At 61.8% G+C, this 14,684-nt stretch carries 10 protein-coding genes; 2 read left to right on the top strand and 8 right to left on the bottom strand.

Annotated elements, in window-relative coordinates; all coding sequences use genetic code 11:
• Positions 1 to 320: 320 nt before the first annotated feature.
• Positions 321 to 1,235 (top strand): C39 family peptidase, encoded by a 915-nt coding sequence (locus ADJ70_RS04045; protein WP_172674435.1) that lies wholly within the window; start codon positions 321 to 323, stop codon positions 1,233 to 1,235.
• A 1,928-nt stretch (positions 1,236 to 3,163) separates the two neighbouring features.
• Here ADJ70_RS04045 and gltA read toward each other — a convergent pair.
• The 7 genes from gltA to ADJ70_RS04085 all read right to left on the bottom strand — a co-directional run bounded on the left by gltA (position 3,164) and on the right by ADJ70_RS04085 (position 12,066).
• A complete protein-coding gene (gene gltA / locus ADJ70_RS04055) occupies positions 3,164 to 4,567 on the bottom strand; it encodes an NADPH-dependent glutamate synthase (RefSeq protein WP_050343730.1) in 1,404 nt (467 codons plus the stop codon).
• Positions 4,555 to 5,397, bottom strand: a complete 843-nt coding sequence (locus ADJ70_RS04060) for a sulfide/dihydroorotate dehydrogenase-like FAD/NAD-binding protein (protein ID WP_050343732.1) — start codon at positions 5,395 to 5,397, stop codon at positions 4,555 to 4,557. The genes gltA and ADJ70_RS04060 overlap by 13 nt, the downstream gene beginning before the upstream one ends.
• Positions 5,398 to 5,645: 248 nt before the next feature.
• The gene (pth, locus tag ADJ70_RS04065; protein ID WP_050343734.1) at positions 5,646 to 6,242 is read right to left on the bottom strand and encodes an aminoacyl-tRNA hydrolase; all 597 of its coding nucleotides are present in this window, start codon (positions 6,240 to 6,242) and stop codon (positions 5,646 to 5,648) included.
• Positions 6,243 to 6,409: 167 nt separating this feature from the next.
• Positions 6,410 to 7,597, bottom strand: a complete 1,188-nt coding sequence (locus ADJ70_RS04070; RefSeq protein ID WP_050343736.1) for an ATP-binding protein — start codon at positions 7,595 to 7,597, stop codon at positions 6,410 to 6,412.
• Positions 7,598 to 8,364: 767 nt separating this feature from the next.
• On the bottom strand, positions 8,365 to 8,916 hold the full coding sequence (locus ADJ70_RS04075; RefSeq protein ID WP_050343739.1) for a 3'-5' exonuclease: 552 nt from the start codon (positions 8,914 to 8,916) through the stop codon (positions 8,365 to 8,367).
• A gap of 271 nt (positions 8,917 to 9,187) precedes the next feature.
• Positions 9,188 to 10,549 carry an ATP-binding protein gene (locus ADJ70_RS04080; RefSeq protein ID WP_050343741.1) on the bottom strand — a complete coding sequence of 454 codons (1,362 nt, stop codon included), beginning with the start codon at positions 10,547 to 10,549 and terminating at the stop codon, positions 9,188 to 9,190.
• 149 nt (positions 10,550 to 10,698) lie between these two features.
• Positions 10,699 to 12,066: a replication-associated recombination protein A gene (locus tag ADJ70_RS04085; protein WP_050343743.1), complete on the bottom strand. Its 1,368-nt coding sequence runs from the start codon at positions 12,064 to 12,066 to the stop codon at positions 10,699 to 10,701.
• 212 nt (positions 12,067 to 12,278) lie between these two features.
• On the opposite strand from ADJ70_RS04085, the gene ADJ70_RS04090 reads away from it, so the two are divergent.
• Positions 12,279 to 13,895, top strand: a complete 1,617-nt coding sequence (locus ADJ70_RS04090; RefSeq protein WP_050340583.1) for a transposase — start codon at positions 12,279 to 12,281, stop codon at positions 13,893 to 13,895.
• Between the two features lie 180 nt (positions 13,896 to 14,075).
• Here the strand turns inward: ADJ70_RS04090 and ADJ70_RS04095 are convergent, their stop codons facing one another.
• On the bottom strand, positions 14,076 to 14,663 hold the full coding sequence (locus ADJ70_RS04095) for an MptD family putative ECF transporter S component (RefSeq protein ID WP_050343745.1): 588 nt from the start codon (positions 14,661 to 14,663) through the stop codon (positions 14,076 to 14,078).
• Between the last annotated feature and the right edge of the window lie 21 nt (positions 14,664 to 14,684).

Below are 14,684 nucleotides of genomic sequence, written 5' to 3' on the forward strand. Positions count from 1 at the left end.
ATGCTGTGAGGCAAGACCAGAACCTGATGAGAGACGAACGCAAGCTGACACGCGAGCGGCGGAGGCGCAAGGTGCGTCGTAAGGGACGCTACGACGCACCCGATGGCCCCAGGCGCCACCGCTTGGACACTCGTAGACAACCAAGTTTCTCCTCGCGCAGTCTCGTATACCCTGCTAGGCGCTGTGCGAGGCTACTGCTTGTATGGATGGGACGTCTGTCACGCCTCCTTCGTTTGTACCTTAGGCGTTGCGCCAAATCGCTGCGTCTCTGGGCGTATCGCGCGCTCTCGTGGGTGATCGACCATCAACCGCGATCGTATGTGATCCTTGCGAGCGCCTTCCTCATTGTGGTTGCGCTGGGCTTGGGGTCGTGCGTACGATCGTGTGCTCACGTTTCCCCGCAGCAGCCTGAGAACCAGCCTGAGGACCAGCCTACCCACTCTGAGTCTGGCGGCGAGTCAAGCGGTGCTGAGCAGAGGACCTGGAGCTACCCCGCATCGCTGGATCCCTCCCTTGCTGACGAGCTCAACAGGCTTGGTAACGAGAACGAACAGGTGGCGGGCATCCTCGATAACATGGGTGCCTACGCGCACATCGGCAATGGGGGTGAGTCGGCCGAGGCCGACCTCCTTAAGCTCCTGGCCAAGGAGCCGGCTGCCCGTGACTTCATCCAAGGTCTTCCCAGCAAGTATCCACAGGCCAAGGGGGAGGCCTATGACGAGACCGTGACGGCCGGGACGGCGCCTGTCCTCTATCAGTGGGACGCACGCTGGGCATACACCGAGTACTGTGGCAGGGACTTTGGGGCCACCGGCTGTTGTCCCACGGCCCTCTCGATGGTGTACATGGCGGTCACTGGTAAGGCTGACGTGACGCCCTACGTGATGGGGCAGCTTGCGACAAGTAAGGGGTACACGGATGACAGCTCGGGCACCTACGGCAACTTCGTCGACGTCGCCGCTAGGCATTACAGGCTGGCTCACAGGGAGCTGGGCATCACTGTCGCTGATCTCGAGGATTATCTGGGCCGAGGCTACATCATGATCGCCAGTATGGGACCAGGCGAATTCTCGACCTCGGGTCACTTCATCGTCATCACTGGCAAGACCGCAGACGGCAATCTCATCATCCACGACCCGTACTCCAAGATCCACACCGAGAAAAGCTGGGAGCCGTCTACCATCGTCAGCCAGATGAAGCGTCTGCATGCCTTCAGGCTTCCCACGTCCACGTGAGCCTCGCGCCAAGACGCCTCCTGCCAAGATTTGGTAACACGACGGCGTGGCATCGGCCAGACGCCACGCCACATCGTCCAAATGCTATACCACATCATCAAGACGCCATACCAAGGCGCAGGAGTCCGCGTCTCGCTCTGAGTGCCACTCGATGTCACCGAGTGCACGATGCTCGCACCACTCGACGTTACCGAGTGGCGCAGAATCTCTCGTTACCTGCGCATTTGTGGCTCTTCGCACCACTCGACGTCATCGGGTGCACGATGCTCGCGCCACTCGATGCCACCGAGTGCGAAGCTACAAATCTGGCATGGTGGGCGAGGGACATATCATAGAAGTCGGCTTCCCAGATCGAGCCGACGACCCACCAACGTAGAAATGTAAGCAAACGACAGCCCTCCCGCCCCAAAGAATCATCTTGGGACGGCTCTGCGGTACCTCAAGAGCGAAAGCCCTCCGAGTGCGACGGGAAGGTAGTGCTGCCACACGGGTCCCAGAGTCTGTGGCGAAAGTGACGCAGGGCAAACTTCAGCCTCAGACCCCGGGACCCTGCCTTAGCCTGAGTTCCCGGCACCTCCTGAGCCCACAACTGGCAGCCTGATGGTGTCTCGGCCCGGCCTAGGGCGCGCCATCAGCGAGACCCTCTGCTCAGACTGCGCCTTTTCGTGCGGTCAGCCCCAGGCCGAGGCCTGCGGGCCTCGGCGCAACCCGCCCCTGCGGCTTGGCGGGCGGTTGCCCGAGCGCATTTGCCCAGTTGGGCCACTCTCCAATCGGCGTGACGGCTGCGGGTCCGGAGTCCGTCCCGGCCAGCACCGCCACTCGCCTCTGATCGTGCCGATACGGTACGCTCGACGTAGATTGGCAGTGTGCGGCGTGCCGCCCAGTACGCTCACCACCGAGTGGCAGTGTGAGTTGCACTGCCACTCGCCCCCGAACGTACCGGACGCACTGCCACTCGACCCTGAACGTGCCGTCCCGTACGTTCACCACCGAGTGGCAGTGTACGGTGCGCTGCCCAGCACGCTCGATGCCGAGTGGCAGTGTACGGCATGCCGCCCAGCGCGCTCACCACCGAGTGGCAGTGTGAGTTGCACTGCCACTCGCCTCTGAACGTACCGGACGCACTGCCACTCGGCCCTGATCGTACCAATGCGGTACGCTCGATGTCGAGTGGCAGTGAGGATGGCACTGCCACTCGACCCTGAACGTTCCGTCTCGTACGTTCACCGACGAGTGGCAGTGTACGGTGTGCCGTCAGGTGAGGGTTATCAACGTGTTCCACATGCTCGCTGACCTTCTGAGAGGCCATCCTGGCCCTAGAGCAGGGGAGCCTCGCGTAGGTGAGCTCCCACCAGTCCCCGGCGTGGCGGTCGGTGAGGCCGGCGGGCACGTAGAACGCCAGCAGCGCCCGCACCGTGTCGGGCTCGGCGTGGCCGCACGCGTCGGCGCAGGTCATCAGCCCGCCCGATCTCAGGAACGAGCCCGGCGGGAACGCGTCGCCGAACGACACGACGAGCGCCGTGCCTGCGGCGCGGGCGTTGCGCCTCCTCGGCCCCTCGACGCCCTCCGGCGCGGGCCCGAACTCACCCGTCGCCAGGTCGTAGGGGAACATCCCCCGCTCCCGGCTCCGGTACACCCCGCGCGCCCTGTCCACGACCCGTCCCAGGTATACGCGGTCCTCCTTCGTGACCCTGGCGCCCCCTGCGGACCTGACGACTGTCGCGCGCCCGCTGCCGCCCGCGACGTCGCGGGCGGCGCACGTCCCCACCTCCCGTGGGATGGGTGAGGGCCTCATGCCACGTGGCGCCGGACGTGGCCGCCGCACGCAAGCGACGGCCCAGATATTTCGGCAGCTGGGCGCAGGCCCTCGGGGCTGGCGGCGATCCGGGTCTGCGCCCAGTGGACTAAGGAAGTGCCGGGACCCTGCCTTAGTCGATCAGCGCCTCGGTCATGCTCGCTGCGGCCTTCTTGCCGGCACCCATTGCCAGAATGACTGTCGCGGCGCCGGTGACGATGTCGCCTCCCGCCCAGATCTTGGGATTGCTCGTCCGTCCATCCTCATCGGCGTCGATGTAGCCCCACTTATTGAGCTTCATGCCTCCGATGAGCTTGGCAAAGGGGTTGGCGTTCGTGCCGATGGCCGAGATGGCGACATCGCAGGGTATCTCCTCGATGGCGCCCTCTATGGGTATGGGGCGACGCCGGCCGGAGTCGTCGGGCTCTCCGAGCTCCATCCTCTGGACGCGGGTCGCACAGACGCTGCCGTCCTCGCCGGCCAAGAACTCGAGCGGCGCCATGAGCGGCATGACCTCGACGCCCTCGGCCTTCGCATGGTGCAGCTCGGCGCGGCGTGCTGGCATCTCCGCCTCGGTGCGCCGGTAGGCGATGATGGCGCGCTCTGCCCCCAGGCGCTTGGCCGTGCGCACGGCGTCCATGGCCACGTTGCCGCCGCCGAAGACGATGACATTCTTGCCGTGCTTGGTGGGGGTGTCGTAGGCGGGAAACTGGTTTGCCTTCATGAGGTTCACGCGCGTCAGGTACTCGTTTGCGAAGAAGACGTTCGGGAGGTTCTCTCCGGGTATGTTCAGGAACTTTGGCAGGCCTGCACCTGTCGCCACGTAGAGGGCATCGAAGCCCTTCTCGCCCAAGAGCTCCTCGGCGTCGGCCAGACGGCCCATGACGCTGTTGTACTCAAACTTCACACCAAGGTCCTTAAGGCCGTCGATCTCGCGCCTGACGACCTCCTTGGGAAGACGAAACTCTGGAATGCCGTAGACGAGCACGCCCCCGCCCGTGAAGAACGCCTCAAATACGGTGACGTCAAAGCCGTTGCGGGCAAGCTCCCCTGCGCAGGCGATACCGGAGGGGCCAGAGCCGATGACGGCCACGCGCCTGCCGTTTTGGGGGGAGACCTTCGTGGGGCTGGCTAGCTCGGGCTGGTCGCCCAAGAAACGCTCCAGCTGGCCAATGGCTACGGGCTCGCCCCTCTTGCCACGTATGCAGACTCCCTCACACTGGCTCTCCTGCGGGCAGACGCGACCGCAGATGGCAGGCAGCATTGAGGACTCGTGGATGATGTCGAGACCCTCGCCAAAGCTCTTCTCGTAGATCTTCTCGATGAAGGCGGGTATGTTGATGTTGACGGGGCAACCCTCCACGCAGAGGGGCCTCTTGCACCTCAGGCAGCGTGCTGCCTCGGCAATGGCCATCTGCTCGGTGAACCCCTTGTCGACGGGACGGAAGTCGCGAGCGCGCTCCTCGGCGGGCTCCTCGTTGTCGGCGGTGCGCGGGGACTTCATGTCCGCGACCCAGCGACCCTTTAGCTCTGGCATGCGTAGTTCGCCTCCTCATATGACTTGAGCGACAGGCTCTCCTCGCTGCGGTACGCAGCTTGGCGCGCGCGCAGGTCGTTCCAGTCGACCTTCGTGGCGTCAAAGTCAGGCCCGTCCACGCAGGCGAACTTCGTCTGCCCGTCGATCTCGACGCGACAGCAGCCGCACATGCCGGTGCCGTCGACCATGATCGGGTTGAGTGATGCGGTGATCGGCGTGTTGTACCTCTCGGCGGTGAGGGTCGAGAACTTCATCATGGGCACAGGACCCACGCAGAAGACATGGTCGACCTCGCCTCCCTTGAGCAGGCGCTCGAGCGGTACGGTAACGACGCCTTTCTCACCGTAGGAACCATCGTCGGTCGTGATGTGGACGTGGTCGTCGTCAAGGATGGAGCGAAACTGGTCCTCCAAGAGGAGCAGCTCCTTGGTACGAGCACCCATGATCGCGTGGACCTCGTTGCCGCTGGCGACGAACTGGCGCGCGACGGGAAAGGCGATGGCAAGCCCCACTCCGCCGCCGATGATGGCCCACTTGCCCTCTCCCATCTCGGTGGGCTGGCCCAAGGGGCCGGTCACGTCCTGCAGGTAGTCTCCCGCCTCGTAGCTCGAGAGCATCGTAGTGGTCTTGCCGATCACCATGAAGATGAACTCGATCCAGCCCTCGGCGGCATTCCAGTCCGCAAAGGTGAATGGCACCCGCTCGCCCGTCTCGTTGGCACGAATCACGAGAAACTGGCCCGCGTGGGCGTGCTTGGCCATCTCGGGTGCCTCGACGCGAAACTTGAACACCTTCTCCGAGAACTGTGTCTTCTCGAGAATTTTGTACATATGCATACTCCTCTCCAAGAGTGTCTTGTACCCATGGCGTCCGCTACCCCTTCGGACGCCACCCTCTCCAGACGTTCATAGGTAGATTCTAATTATTGTCAAAGGGTTTTACCTTTGGATTCTCTGATCATGTGTAATGTGTCGGGTCGCAGATCCAGCAGGGAAGGTCGTCGTGGTGGTGGCGCTCGCAGCGCCTCAGGGTGGACGCCATGACAGGGAACGCCGGGCGATGGGCGACAGGTGCGGGGCTAGCAGTTCTTGACGGAAAACGCGACCCCGCGCTCCAGGCACATCTCGCAGGCATCTGCGGCGCGCTCACAGCTGAGCTCGAACTCCTCGAGGAAGCTTCCCTTGAGTTGGCGCAGGGCATAGTCAGCGACGCTCATTCTCCCGGGTGGCCGTCCAATGCCCACGCGCACGCGGGCGAAGTCGCGGGTGCCCAGCTTGTCTGCGATCGAGCGAAGGCCATTGTGGGCGTTGAGGCCTCCGCCGCACTTGACGCGCACCTCTCCCTGCGAGAGGTCCACCTCGTCGTGGACAACCAGGATCTCTGGTGCCAAGACCCCAAGCTCGCGCATGAGCTTAGAGAGGGGTCCGCCGCTCGTGTTCATGTAGCTCTGCGGCTTTGCGAGTACGACCGGACATGGATCACCGTCCGTCCCCTTGAGCTGGATGCGACAGGTCATGCACCCCGCCGCGCTCTTCCAGAACGAGGCGTGAGCGCGTCGCGCGAGGATGTCAATGGTGACAAAGCCGGCGTTGTGACGAGTGCGCTCGTACTCGGCACCGGGGTTTCCGAGGCCGCAGATGAGTCGTATGTCATTGGGCTGCGCGCTGGCTGGCATGCTGGTCTCCCGTCGACGTGCCGATGCTGCACCTCCACTATAGCTGGAAGGCAGATGATTCTACAGCAGCTTGATTGGATGGTCGGGAGTGTGGGGTAGCTGTGGTGCACAGGTGCAAGGTGGCGCCTCGCCGTTGGCGTCTCGTGATACTCCGCGTGCGCTTGCGGCTACCGTCCGTTGGAAACGCGTTGGATGTAGCGGCCCATCCCCGGCACGGTGAAGTCGAGCTGGCCTGTGCGAGGTGCATATATCAGGCCCGCGTCAACGAGCCGCTTGCGCACAGACGTGAGGCTGCTCGGCTTGCGGCCCAGGCGCCGCGCGAGGTCATCCATCAACGAGGCACCCTCGTCCAGCGACATGGCCTCCATGAATCTGCGCTGGGCGTCGGTCGCACGATCCCAGCGGGAGCGGTACAGCCCGCTGTCCACCTCGTCCTGCGCCAGCCTCGTGGCAATCATCGCGTCCTCATCCGAGATCAGCGTGGACGAGGTCCTCTGTTCCCACGCAAAGTAGCCACAGCTCTGGACAAAGTAAGGATAGCCAGCCGAAACTGCAGTTACGCGCTGTATGGCGCCCTCATCCCAGCTCACTCCAAGGCGTTCGCAGGGCTCCTGCAGCGCGAGGCGCACGTCCTCGTTCGAGAGCAGATCGAGCTGATGGTAGCGGTACATGCGCTCCGCATAGCTCGTTGCCTTGGCAAGGATGCTGGGAAGTGTGGGAAGGCCTGTCCCACAGAAGAAGAGCGGCGTCTGCTCATTGCCCTGCCCGAGGGTGTGTAGCGCGACGTTCAGGGCGTCAAGCTCCTCTTGACCGGCCTCCTGCAGCTCATCAATGCCGAGAAACACAGCTGTACTCGAAGCGTGAGCTGCGTCACCCAGCGCGCGAAGCATGTCCTGAAGGTCTAGAGAGAGGTTGCCCGTGTCAGCATAGCCCCGTGCAGGTTCCACGTCGATGCCAATGGAGTATGAGCCGCTTGGGTCGATGGTGAGCTGAAACGATCTCAGCACCCTCACAGCGCGCGCGAGGGTGTCAGTAATGCGCTTTGATCTTGTTCGTATCTGCCTGAGCTCCAGATAGGTTGCCTGTGCAATGCGTTGCGAGAGTGACTCGCGCTCCGTCGCCTCCGTGAGGATGACGATCCAGCCTGAGTTTCGTGCATGCTCGGCAAGTTCGTTGAGCAAGACAGTCTTTCCGATACCTCGCAGCCCCCAGATGACGCACGGTCGTCCCTCCTCACGCTTCGAGACGACACGACCCATGTCAAGATGCATGGAGGCAATAAGACGGTCGCGACCAGTGAGGAGAGGAGGGCGTCGTCCGGCGCCGGGGTTGAAGGGATTGTCGGGCTCACCCATGCTGCCTCCTTTCCATAACGGCGGCTTCATTCGTTTATATCCGTTCGTATTTGATCATATCTTGAATTCTAAATATGATCAAATACGAACGGATAGAGTGGGTTTGCCGGAGATCGGGGGCGACCCTGTCGATTCCCCGCTGACATGGAGCGCGACTGACACGAGGTGTTGCGGGAAAGACGGCGCTGCCCTTGTCGCGATGTGAGTGATTCACTCACATCGAGCTTCTCTTCAATAAGCGTCTGAACTGCGATGATGTAAATTCACTCTCCTGATGCGCATGGAGTTTGGTGCGAAAAATCACTCACTTCGCGATGGCGATGTGAGTGATTCACACACTTCGCGAGCTATCGTGGGGGATCCGCGCGTCGTGTAAACGGTCACGTGGCGTGCCCTTGCGGCGGTTGACGTGGGGACGCTGCGCTAGACGTTCTTTCTCAATCAAACACGTGTACTGGGCGATGTGACATCGTCTTTTGTCTCCGATTTCGAGATTGGCGGCAACACATTTGAGGTAGGGGGCCGCTCCAAGGGGCAGGACCAGCTTGCTGGGGTGCAACACGGCTATGTGGTGAGAGACGATATCGAGCATGGGTATGGCAATGTGATTCCCCTGTGGGCATTCGGCCTGGGGTATTAGGTCGAGGTCGTCTTGCCTACACGCAGGCTGCACATAGTACGTGGTGCCATGTGGCAGGACCGGCCATAGTTTTTGACCGCGCGTGCACGTCGCTGTCTACCGCTTGGTCTCGGACAGCCCTCATTACTTACTGCCTACTCATCTTTCCCTCAAATGAGTACGTCCTGACATGACGCTGTATGTTCTCTCCACGCTCGAGATAACGCAATAGTATCTGAGCGCAGGCGCGGCTGTCGCTTTCGGCTCGATGATGGTCGAGGTCAATGCCGTAGTACTCACACAGCACGTCTAGCCTGTGGCTCATTCCCGGAAGCAGCCTCCTGCCCATCTGCACGGTGCACAGGTAGCTGGCCCGGGCCTTCCAAGCGATGCCGTAGGCGTCAAGGCACTTCCTGAGAACCCCCAGGTCGAACACGGCGTTGTGCGCTACAAGCAAGCCGCTCGACATCACTGGCTCGATCTGTTCCCATGCTTTTGGGAAGGTCGGTGCGTCTTGTACCGTCTTTGCGCTTATCCCCGTAAGTCGGGTGTTAAAGAGATCGAAGTGGCTCTCCGGGTTCACGAGGGTATGGTACTCGTCCTCGACCTCGCCGTCTTGCACCACCGTGATCCCGATGGAACTCATGCGGTCATTCAGGTGGTTTGGGGTCTCCACGTCAAATGCTATGTATCTCTCCATATGTGGTCCACCTCTTCTGCTGGTCTTCGTAGCAAGGAGGCTCTCGTCCTCCGTCACGTCAAAGGCGTGTCTCGACCTCGTCACCGCCGTTCCCGCGCCCTTCTCAACCGTACTTGTATCTCCGTCAGCATACAAAGCAAACTGTGTCGCTCGCAAGGTGTGTGAACCACTTGGCTTCATCTCGTCCCCGCGCTTCAAGTCCCACGCCACATACGTGCAATCTGCGTACTTGAAGTACCCGATAAAATGAGACAGTGGGGGATTCGCACGGTTAGAGGCAGAATGCGAAGTAGAGCGGCAGCAGGGTTCTCTGACCCGAACTCGCCACCTGCCTTGGGTGCAGCACGTAGGATCTGCCGAGCCGATCGCCAAAGGTCCGCTCGAACTTGTCGAGCAATGATGTGCCGTAACGCTTCGTTGACTTGACCTCGACAGGGCTCACGCGGGCCCTCAGGTTCGCGTCGTCATGCGCACGTACGATGAGAAAGTCTATCTCCATCGTCCTTTGGGAGTCGCCTCTCGCATAGCGGGAGTAGAAGAAGAGCCTCCGACCGTTTGCCCTGAGCTGTTGTGCCACAGCGTTCTCAACGAGCATTCCCTCGTTGAGCGAGAGCCTGTCAAAGAGGATATCCCTATATACCTCACTCGGCGTCGATCGACGATCGGCGAAGACCTGGGAGACGAGCAGCCCCGTATCCGCCATGTAGCACTTGAATGATGCGTTGTCCTCGCTGAGGCCCAAGCCGACCGTCGGATCGGTTGCGTTGCGACATATATTGGTGAGTCGCGCGTCTTCAAGCCAGAAGAATGCGGAGTCATAGCTCCTCGACCGTGCCTCGCGGTCGATTGACGCCAGCGTGAACTTCTTCTCATGCTTCGAGAGCTGTCCGGGTATCTGTGAGAAGATGCTGCGTAGCTTGCCAGCGTCGCCGTTGGCGAGCTTTCCCATGTCATTGAGGTAGAGATCGATGATGCCGCGCTTGATATAGTCCACCTCATTGAAGTCTCGCGACTGCACGTATTCGTTGACTGCCTGTGGCATGCCGCCTACGAGCAGGTATTCGCGCCAGAGCCTCATGGCTCGCTTGTGAAGGGCATCTGGCAGCTGCCTTGAGGTCTCGAAGGAGTTCCTGATGAGGTCCGACAGCAGCTTCTCGCCCATTGCCCAGCAGAATTCCTCGAAGTCCAGGGGATCCATCTCAAGCTTGCGTTCCTCGGAGGGAATGACGATATCCTTTATATGTCTCTTGATGGAGATGAGCGACCCAGTCTCCATGAAGTCGTACCGTCCATCAGCGACAAGGTGTTTGATCATCTCGCGTGCCTTCGGATAGAGCTGTACCTCGTCAAACACGATGAGCGATTCACGCGTGTGCAGTGGCGTCCTGTAGTAGGCGGACAGAAGCATGAAGAACGTATCAAGGTCATCGCGCTGATCCTCGAAGATGGATCTCACGTCGCGCGGCAGACGCGAGAAGTCGATGATGATGCTCGAGCGATACTCGTTTTTTGCGAATTGCTCGACCGCCGTGCTCTTGCCGACGCGCCGTGCTCCCTCGATAAGAAGGGCCTCCCTGCCCCTGGCGCGGGACTTCCACCTGCGCATGTGATCAAGGACTTTTCTCTCAAGCATCAATCTCCTGTTCATACGTTCGTATAACACGATGCCGCAACATGGGATAAGCTCATTTTACACGATACCGTCGTGTGAGACTGCAGAGATACGCACGATGCCGCTATGTGGAACGAAACGCGGCGACTTTGCGCCTAGGATCCTGCTCCCTACTCTTGCGTGTCGTCTGGAGTCCCCGCGCGCCACCGTTTGACATCGGACAGGCGCTCGGAAAGCCACGCCTCGCGACCCTCGCACGTGGGGTGATAGTACTCAGATCCTGCGAGTGAGTCGGGCAGGTACTGCATGTTGGCAGCCACCTTGTGCTTCTCGTAGTGTGCCAGGCGGTAGTCCTTACCGTAGCCCAGATCCTTCATCAGGCGCGTCGGGGCGTTACGGATAACGAGCGGCACGGGCTCCGCCATGCTGTGCAGGGCGTCCTTCTTGGCACGCTCGTAGGCGATGTAGCTGCTGTTTGACTTGGGTGCGAGAGACAGGTATATGACCGCCTCGGTGAGGTGCACCGAGCACTCGGGCATCCCGATGAAATGGCAGGCGTGGAAGGCGTTCACGGCTACGTTGAGGGCGTTGGTGTCGGCGAGGCCAACATCCTCCGACGCAAAGCGCGTTATGCGGCGGGCAACGTAGAGCGGGTCCTCACCGGATTCGAGCATGCGCGCGAGCCAGTATACGGCGGCGTCGGGGTCGGAGTTGCGCATCGACTTGTGTAGTGCACTGATGATGTTGTAGTGCTCCTCACCCGTCTTGTCGTAGAGTAGGCTGCGCTGGCCCGTGCACTGCCTTACTGTCTCGGGTGTTACCGTGACCACGTCGCCTTCCGTATCACCGTTGAGAACCACCATCTCGAGCGTCGAGAGCGCCATGCGCGCGTCACCGTTTGCGAACGTGGTGATGGCGTCAAGCAGGTCGTCAGCAATTCTCACTTCCTGTCCGCCGAAGCCACGCTCATCGGTCAGCGCACGGCGCAGCAAGCCCTCGACCTCCTCCTTGGTCAGCCCCTTTAGCACGAATACCTTACAGCGTGAGAGGAGCGCCCCGTTCACCTCGAAGGACGGGTTCTCGGTCGTGGCTCCGATGAGCGTGATCGCGCCCTCTTCCACGAAGGGCAGAAACGCGTCCTGCTGCGCCTTGTTGAATCGGTGAATCTCGTCGACGAACACGATGGTGCGCCTGCCTGTATGCGTCTGCGCACCCGCACGCCTCATGATCTCGCGGATCTCCTTGATGCCGCTCGTCACGGCAGAGAAGGTGATGAACTCGGCACGTGTCTGGCGCGCGATGACCCGCGCGATTGTGGTCTTGCCCACGCCGGGAGGCCCCCAGAAGATCATGGACGGCAGCTGGTCGGCCTCGATCATGCGGCGTAGCACGTTGCCCGGTCCTATGAGGTGGGTCTGTCCCGACACCTCGTCGAGGGTCTTTGGCCGCATGCGTGCTGCGAGCGGCGCCGAGCTGTCCGCCACCTCTTCGTCAGTGGTGTCGAACAGCGAGCCCTGTCCCTCGAACGATGGCTTCATCGCGTGCCCCTTTCCTGTTGCATGCGTCACATGAGCAGGCGCAGATCTTCTAAGAAGAATAAGCCCTAGTTCTTTCTGATTGTAGAACTACCGCCTGATCAAACCAAAGAAAATCGAGAAAATCGCAGGTCGAGGCCCCAAGGGGCCTCTCTTGTGCTATATTATATGTAGTGCTACTTACTACTTCCTGTGTGGCACGGGAGGCGACCGGGATGCCGTTCATAAAGGTGCAGAAGCTGGTCAGGGACGAGTCCGGCGCAATCAGGAGCGGGTCCGCCGCCGTGGTCGACACGTCGTACGTGCGCGGCGCCAAGTACCACTCGGCGCAGGCGGTGCGCGAGAGGCTGGGCAAGGTCGTCTGGCTCGCGGACGACAGGCGCTCGGGCGTGTTCGCGTCACCGACGCGCGGCCTGGTGGAGTACGACGCGGACGCCGACGGATTCGCGCCGGTGGCCAAGGGCGACGAGCGGCTGGCGAACACGGGCGCGTTCCCCGAGCCGCCGCGGCACCTGGAGCTCGGCCCCGAGCACCTGCTGCTGTCGTTCCTGGGCGCCGATGGGGTCGCGGGGTGCCTCAGGGAGGCGCTCCCCGACGACCGGTCCTACCAGCGCGCCCTCGCCCACGTCACGCACGGCGTGGTGCGGGACGGGAGCCGCGAGACCTGCGACAACATGGTGGCCAGGTCCTTCGCGGCTCTGGCGCTGCCGGGCGTGCCGCCCGCGTCGCTGAGATCGGACACGGCGTTCTTCTCGGCGATGGGCGCCGACGGGGCGAAGGTCGCGTTCTTCAGGGCGTTCGCCAGGCTCATGAGGAGGACGAAGCCCGGCTTCGGCCGCGCATGCTACGTGGACTCCACCCCGCTCCCGAACGACGCGGTCGACAACCCGCTCAACGCCCTCTGCAGCCACGGGCTGAGGGGCGCGGCGGTCCAGATGCGCCTCGCGCTCGTGCTCGACGAGACGACGGGGCTGCCCGTCTGGTACGAGGTCGTGCCCGGCAACGTACTTGACCTCTCGACCATAAAGACCGTGATGGGCGACGTCCTCGCCACGCTCGGCATCGAGGTCGTAACCGCGGTCCTCGACGCGGGCTACGCGTCGCGCGAGCTGCTCGAGGCCTTCTCCGAGGGCGAGAGGGACGTGCTGGTCAGGATGCCGGCGAGGAGGGGGTACCCGTACCGCGAGCTCTGGCGGGGCGTCCGCTCTCTGATCGGCAAGGGCAAGTACGCGATCACGCGCTCCGGCCACCTCTACTTCGCCAGGAGGCGCGACGTCGAGGTGCAGGGCGTGAGGCTGCACTGCTACGTCTACGTGGACCAGACCAACGCCACGCCGCGCTTCGCCAGGTGGCTGGACAAGAACCAGGAGAGGTTCGACGGGATGTCGCTCGCCGAGAAGGACTGGGAGACCGTGCGGCAGGGCTACTTCGTGCTGATGTCCACCAAGGTCGCGACGCCCCGCGAGATCCTGGACGAGTACTTCTGCCGCACCGAGATCGAGGGCGTCTTCAAGACCAGCAAGGACTACCTGGGCCTGCTGCCGCTGCGCAAGTGGAGCGACCTCACCGTGCGCGGCAAGATCCTCGCCGACATCATCGGCACCATCGTGGTGCTCAGGATGCGCAAGGCGCTCGCCGGGGCCGACGTCTCCCTCACCGAGGTATGGGGCAAGGCCAGGTCGCTGTCCTGCTACACCAACGCCGACGGCAGGGTCGTGGTCGAGACGCCGTCGAGGCAGGTCCGCGAGTACTACAAGGCGCTCGGGGTGAAGGTGCCCTCGTCAATCGACGTCAGGGAATTCGACCGTGACGTCCTCGGCCTGGAGCTGTAGTTCTACAATTAGCGTCATCTAGGGATAAGTGTACGGCATTCGAAGCTCCATCATGAGCATCCGAGTACATGCGCGTTCTCATCCTTAGCCGGTGAGTTGATCTTTACTTCCCCGGAGATTGCCTGCATGCTCCAAGGGAAAACCGACCATCTCAGCCGTCGGTCATGACGCGCCCCCGCGCTACACCAAACCGGCCTTCTGGAAATGCTTCTTAAGCAGCTTGCGCGCAATCAGGGATCCGAGAAACGCGCACAACGCCACAACCAACAGCATGGCTACTGCCATCGCGGGGGAGACTATCGTGCTCAGCAGTTGCATGTAGTCCTCTCCGAACTGCGTCGAGTACTGGGTGAGCGTCTGCTGGGAGAAGAACAGGAAGGGCACGTACATGCCGCCGAAGGCCGCGAGTACCATGTACACGACGTAGCTCGCCGTGAGCGCTCTCTCGTTCGTGCAGCTGGTCTTCGACGCCAAGGTGGCAGCAATGACGCCCGCTATCAGGCAACACACGATCATCGGCACATAAAGGCCATGCACGCCCGTGAGCGCGCAGAACACGAACAGCGCCCAGGATTTCTTGGTTCTTGCCGCGACCAAGAAGTACGTAATACCAGCTAGCAACGCCCAGAGGGGACTCACTGCCAGCATGGTGTAGGGCGAGAAGGACAGTATCGCGCACACCATGTAGATAGCCAAGGCGCATACGGCCAAAAGCGCGGTCACTATCAAATCTTTGACCTGAAATTCAGTTTTTCCTTCGTTTCCCATTGTCTATCCTCTCTTTGAGAT

Origin of the sequence: Olsenella sp. oral taxon 807 (genome assembly GCF_001189515.2) — a bacterium.
Taxonomy (GTDB): Bacteria; Actinomycetota; Coriobacteriia; order Coriobacteriales; family Atopobiaceae; genus Olsenella_F.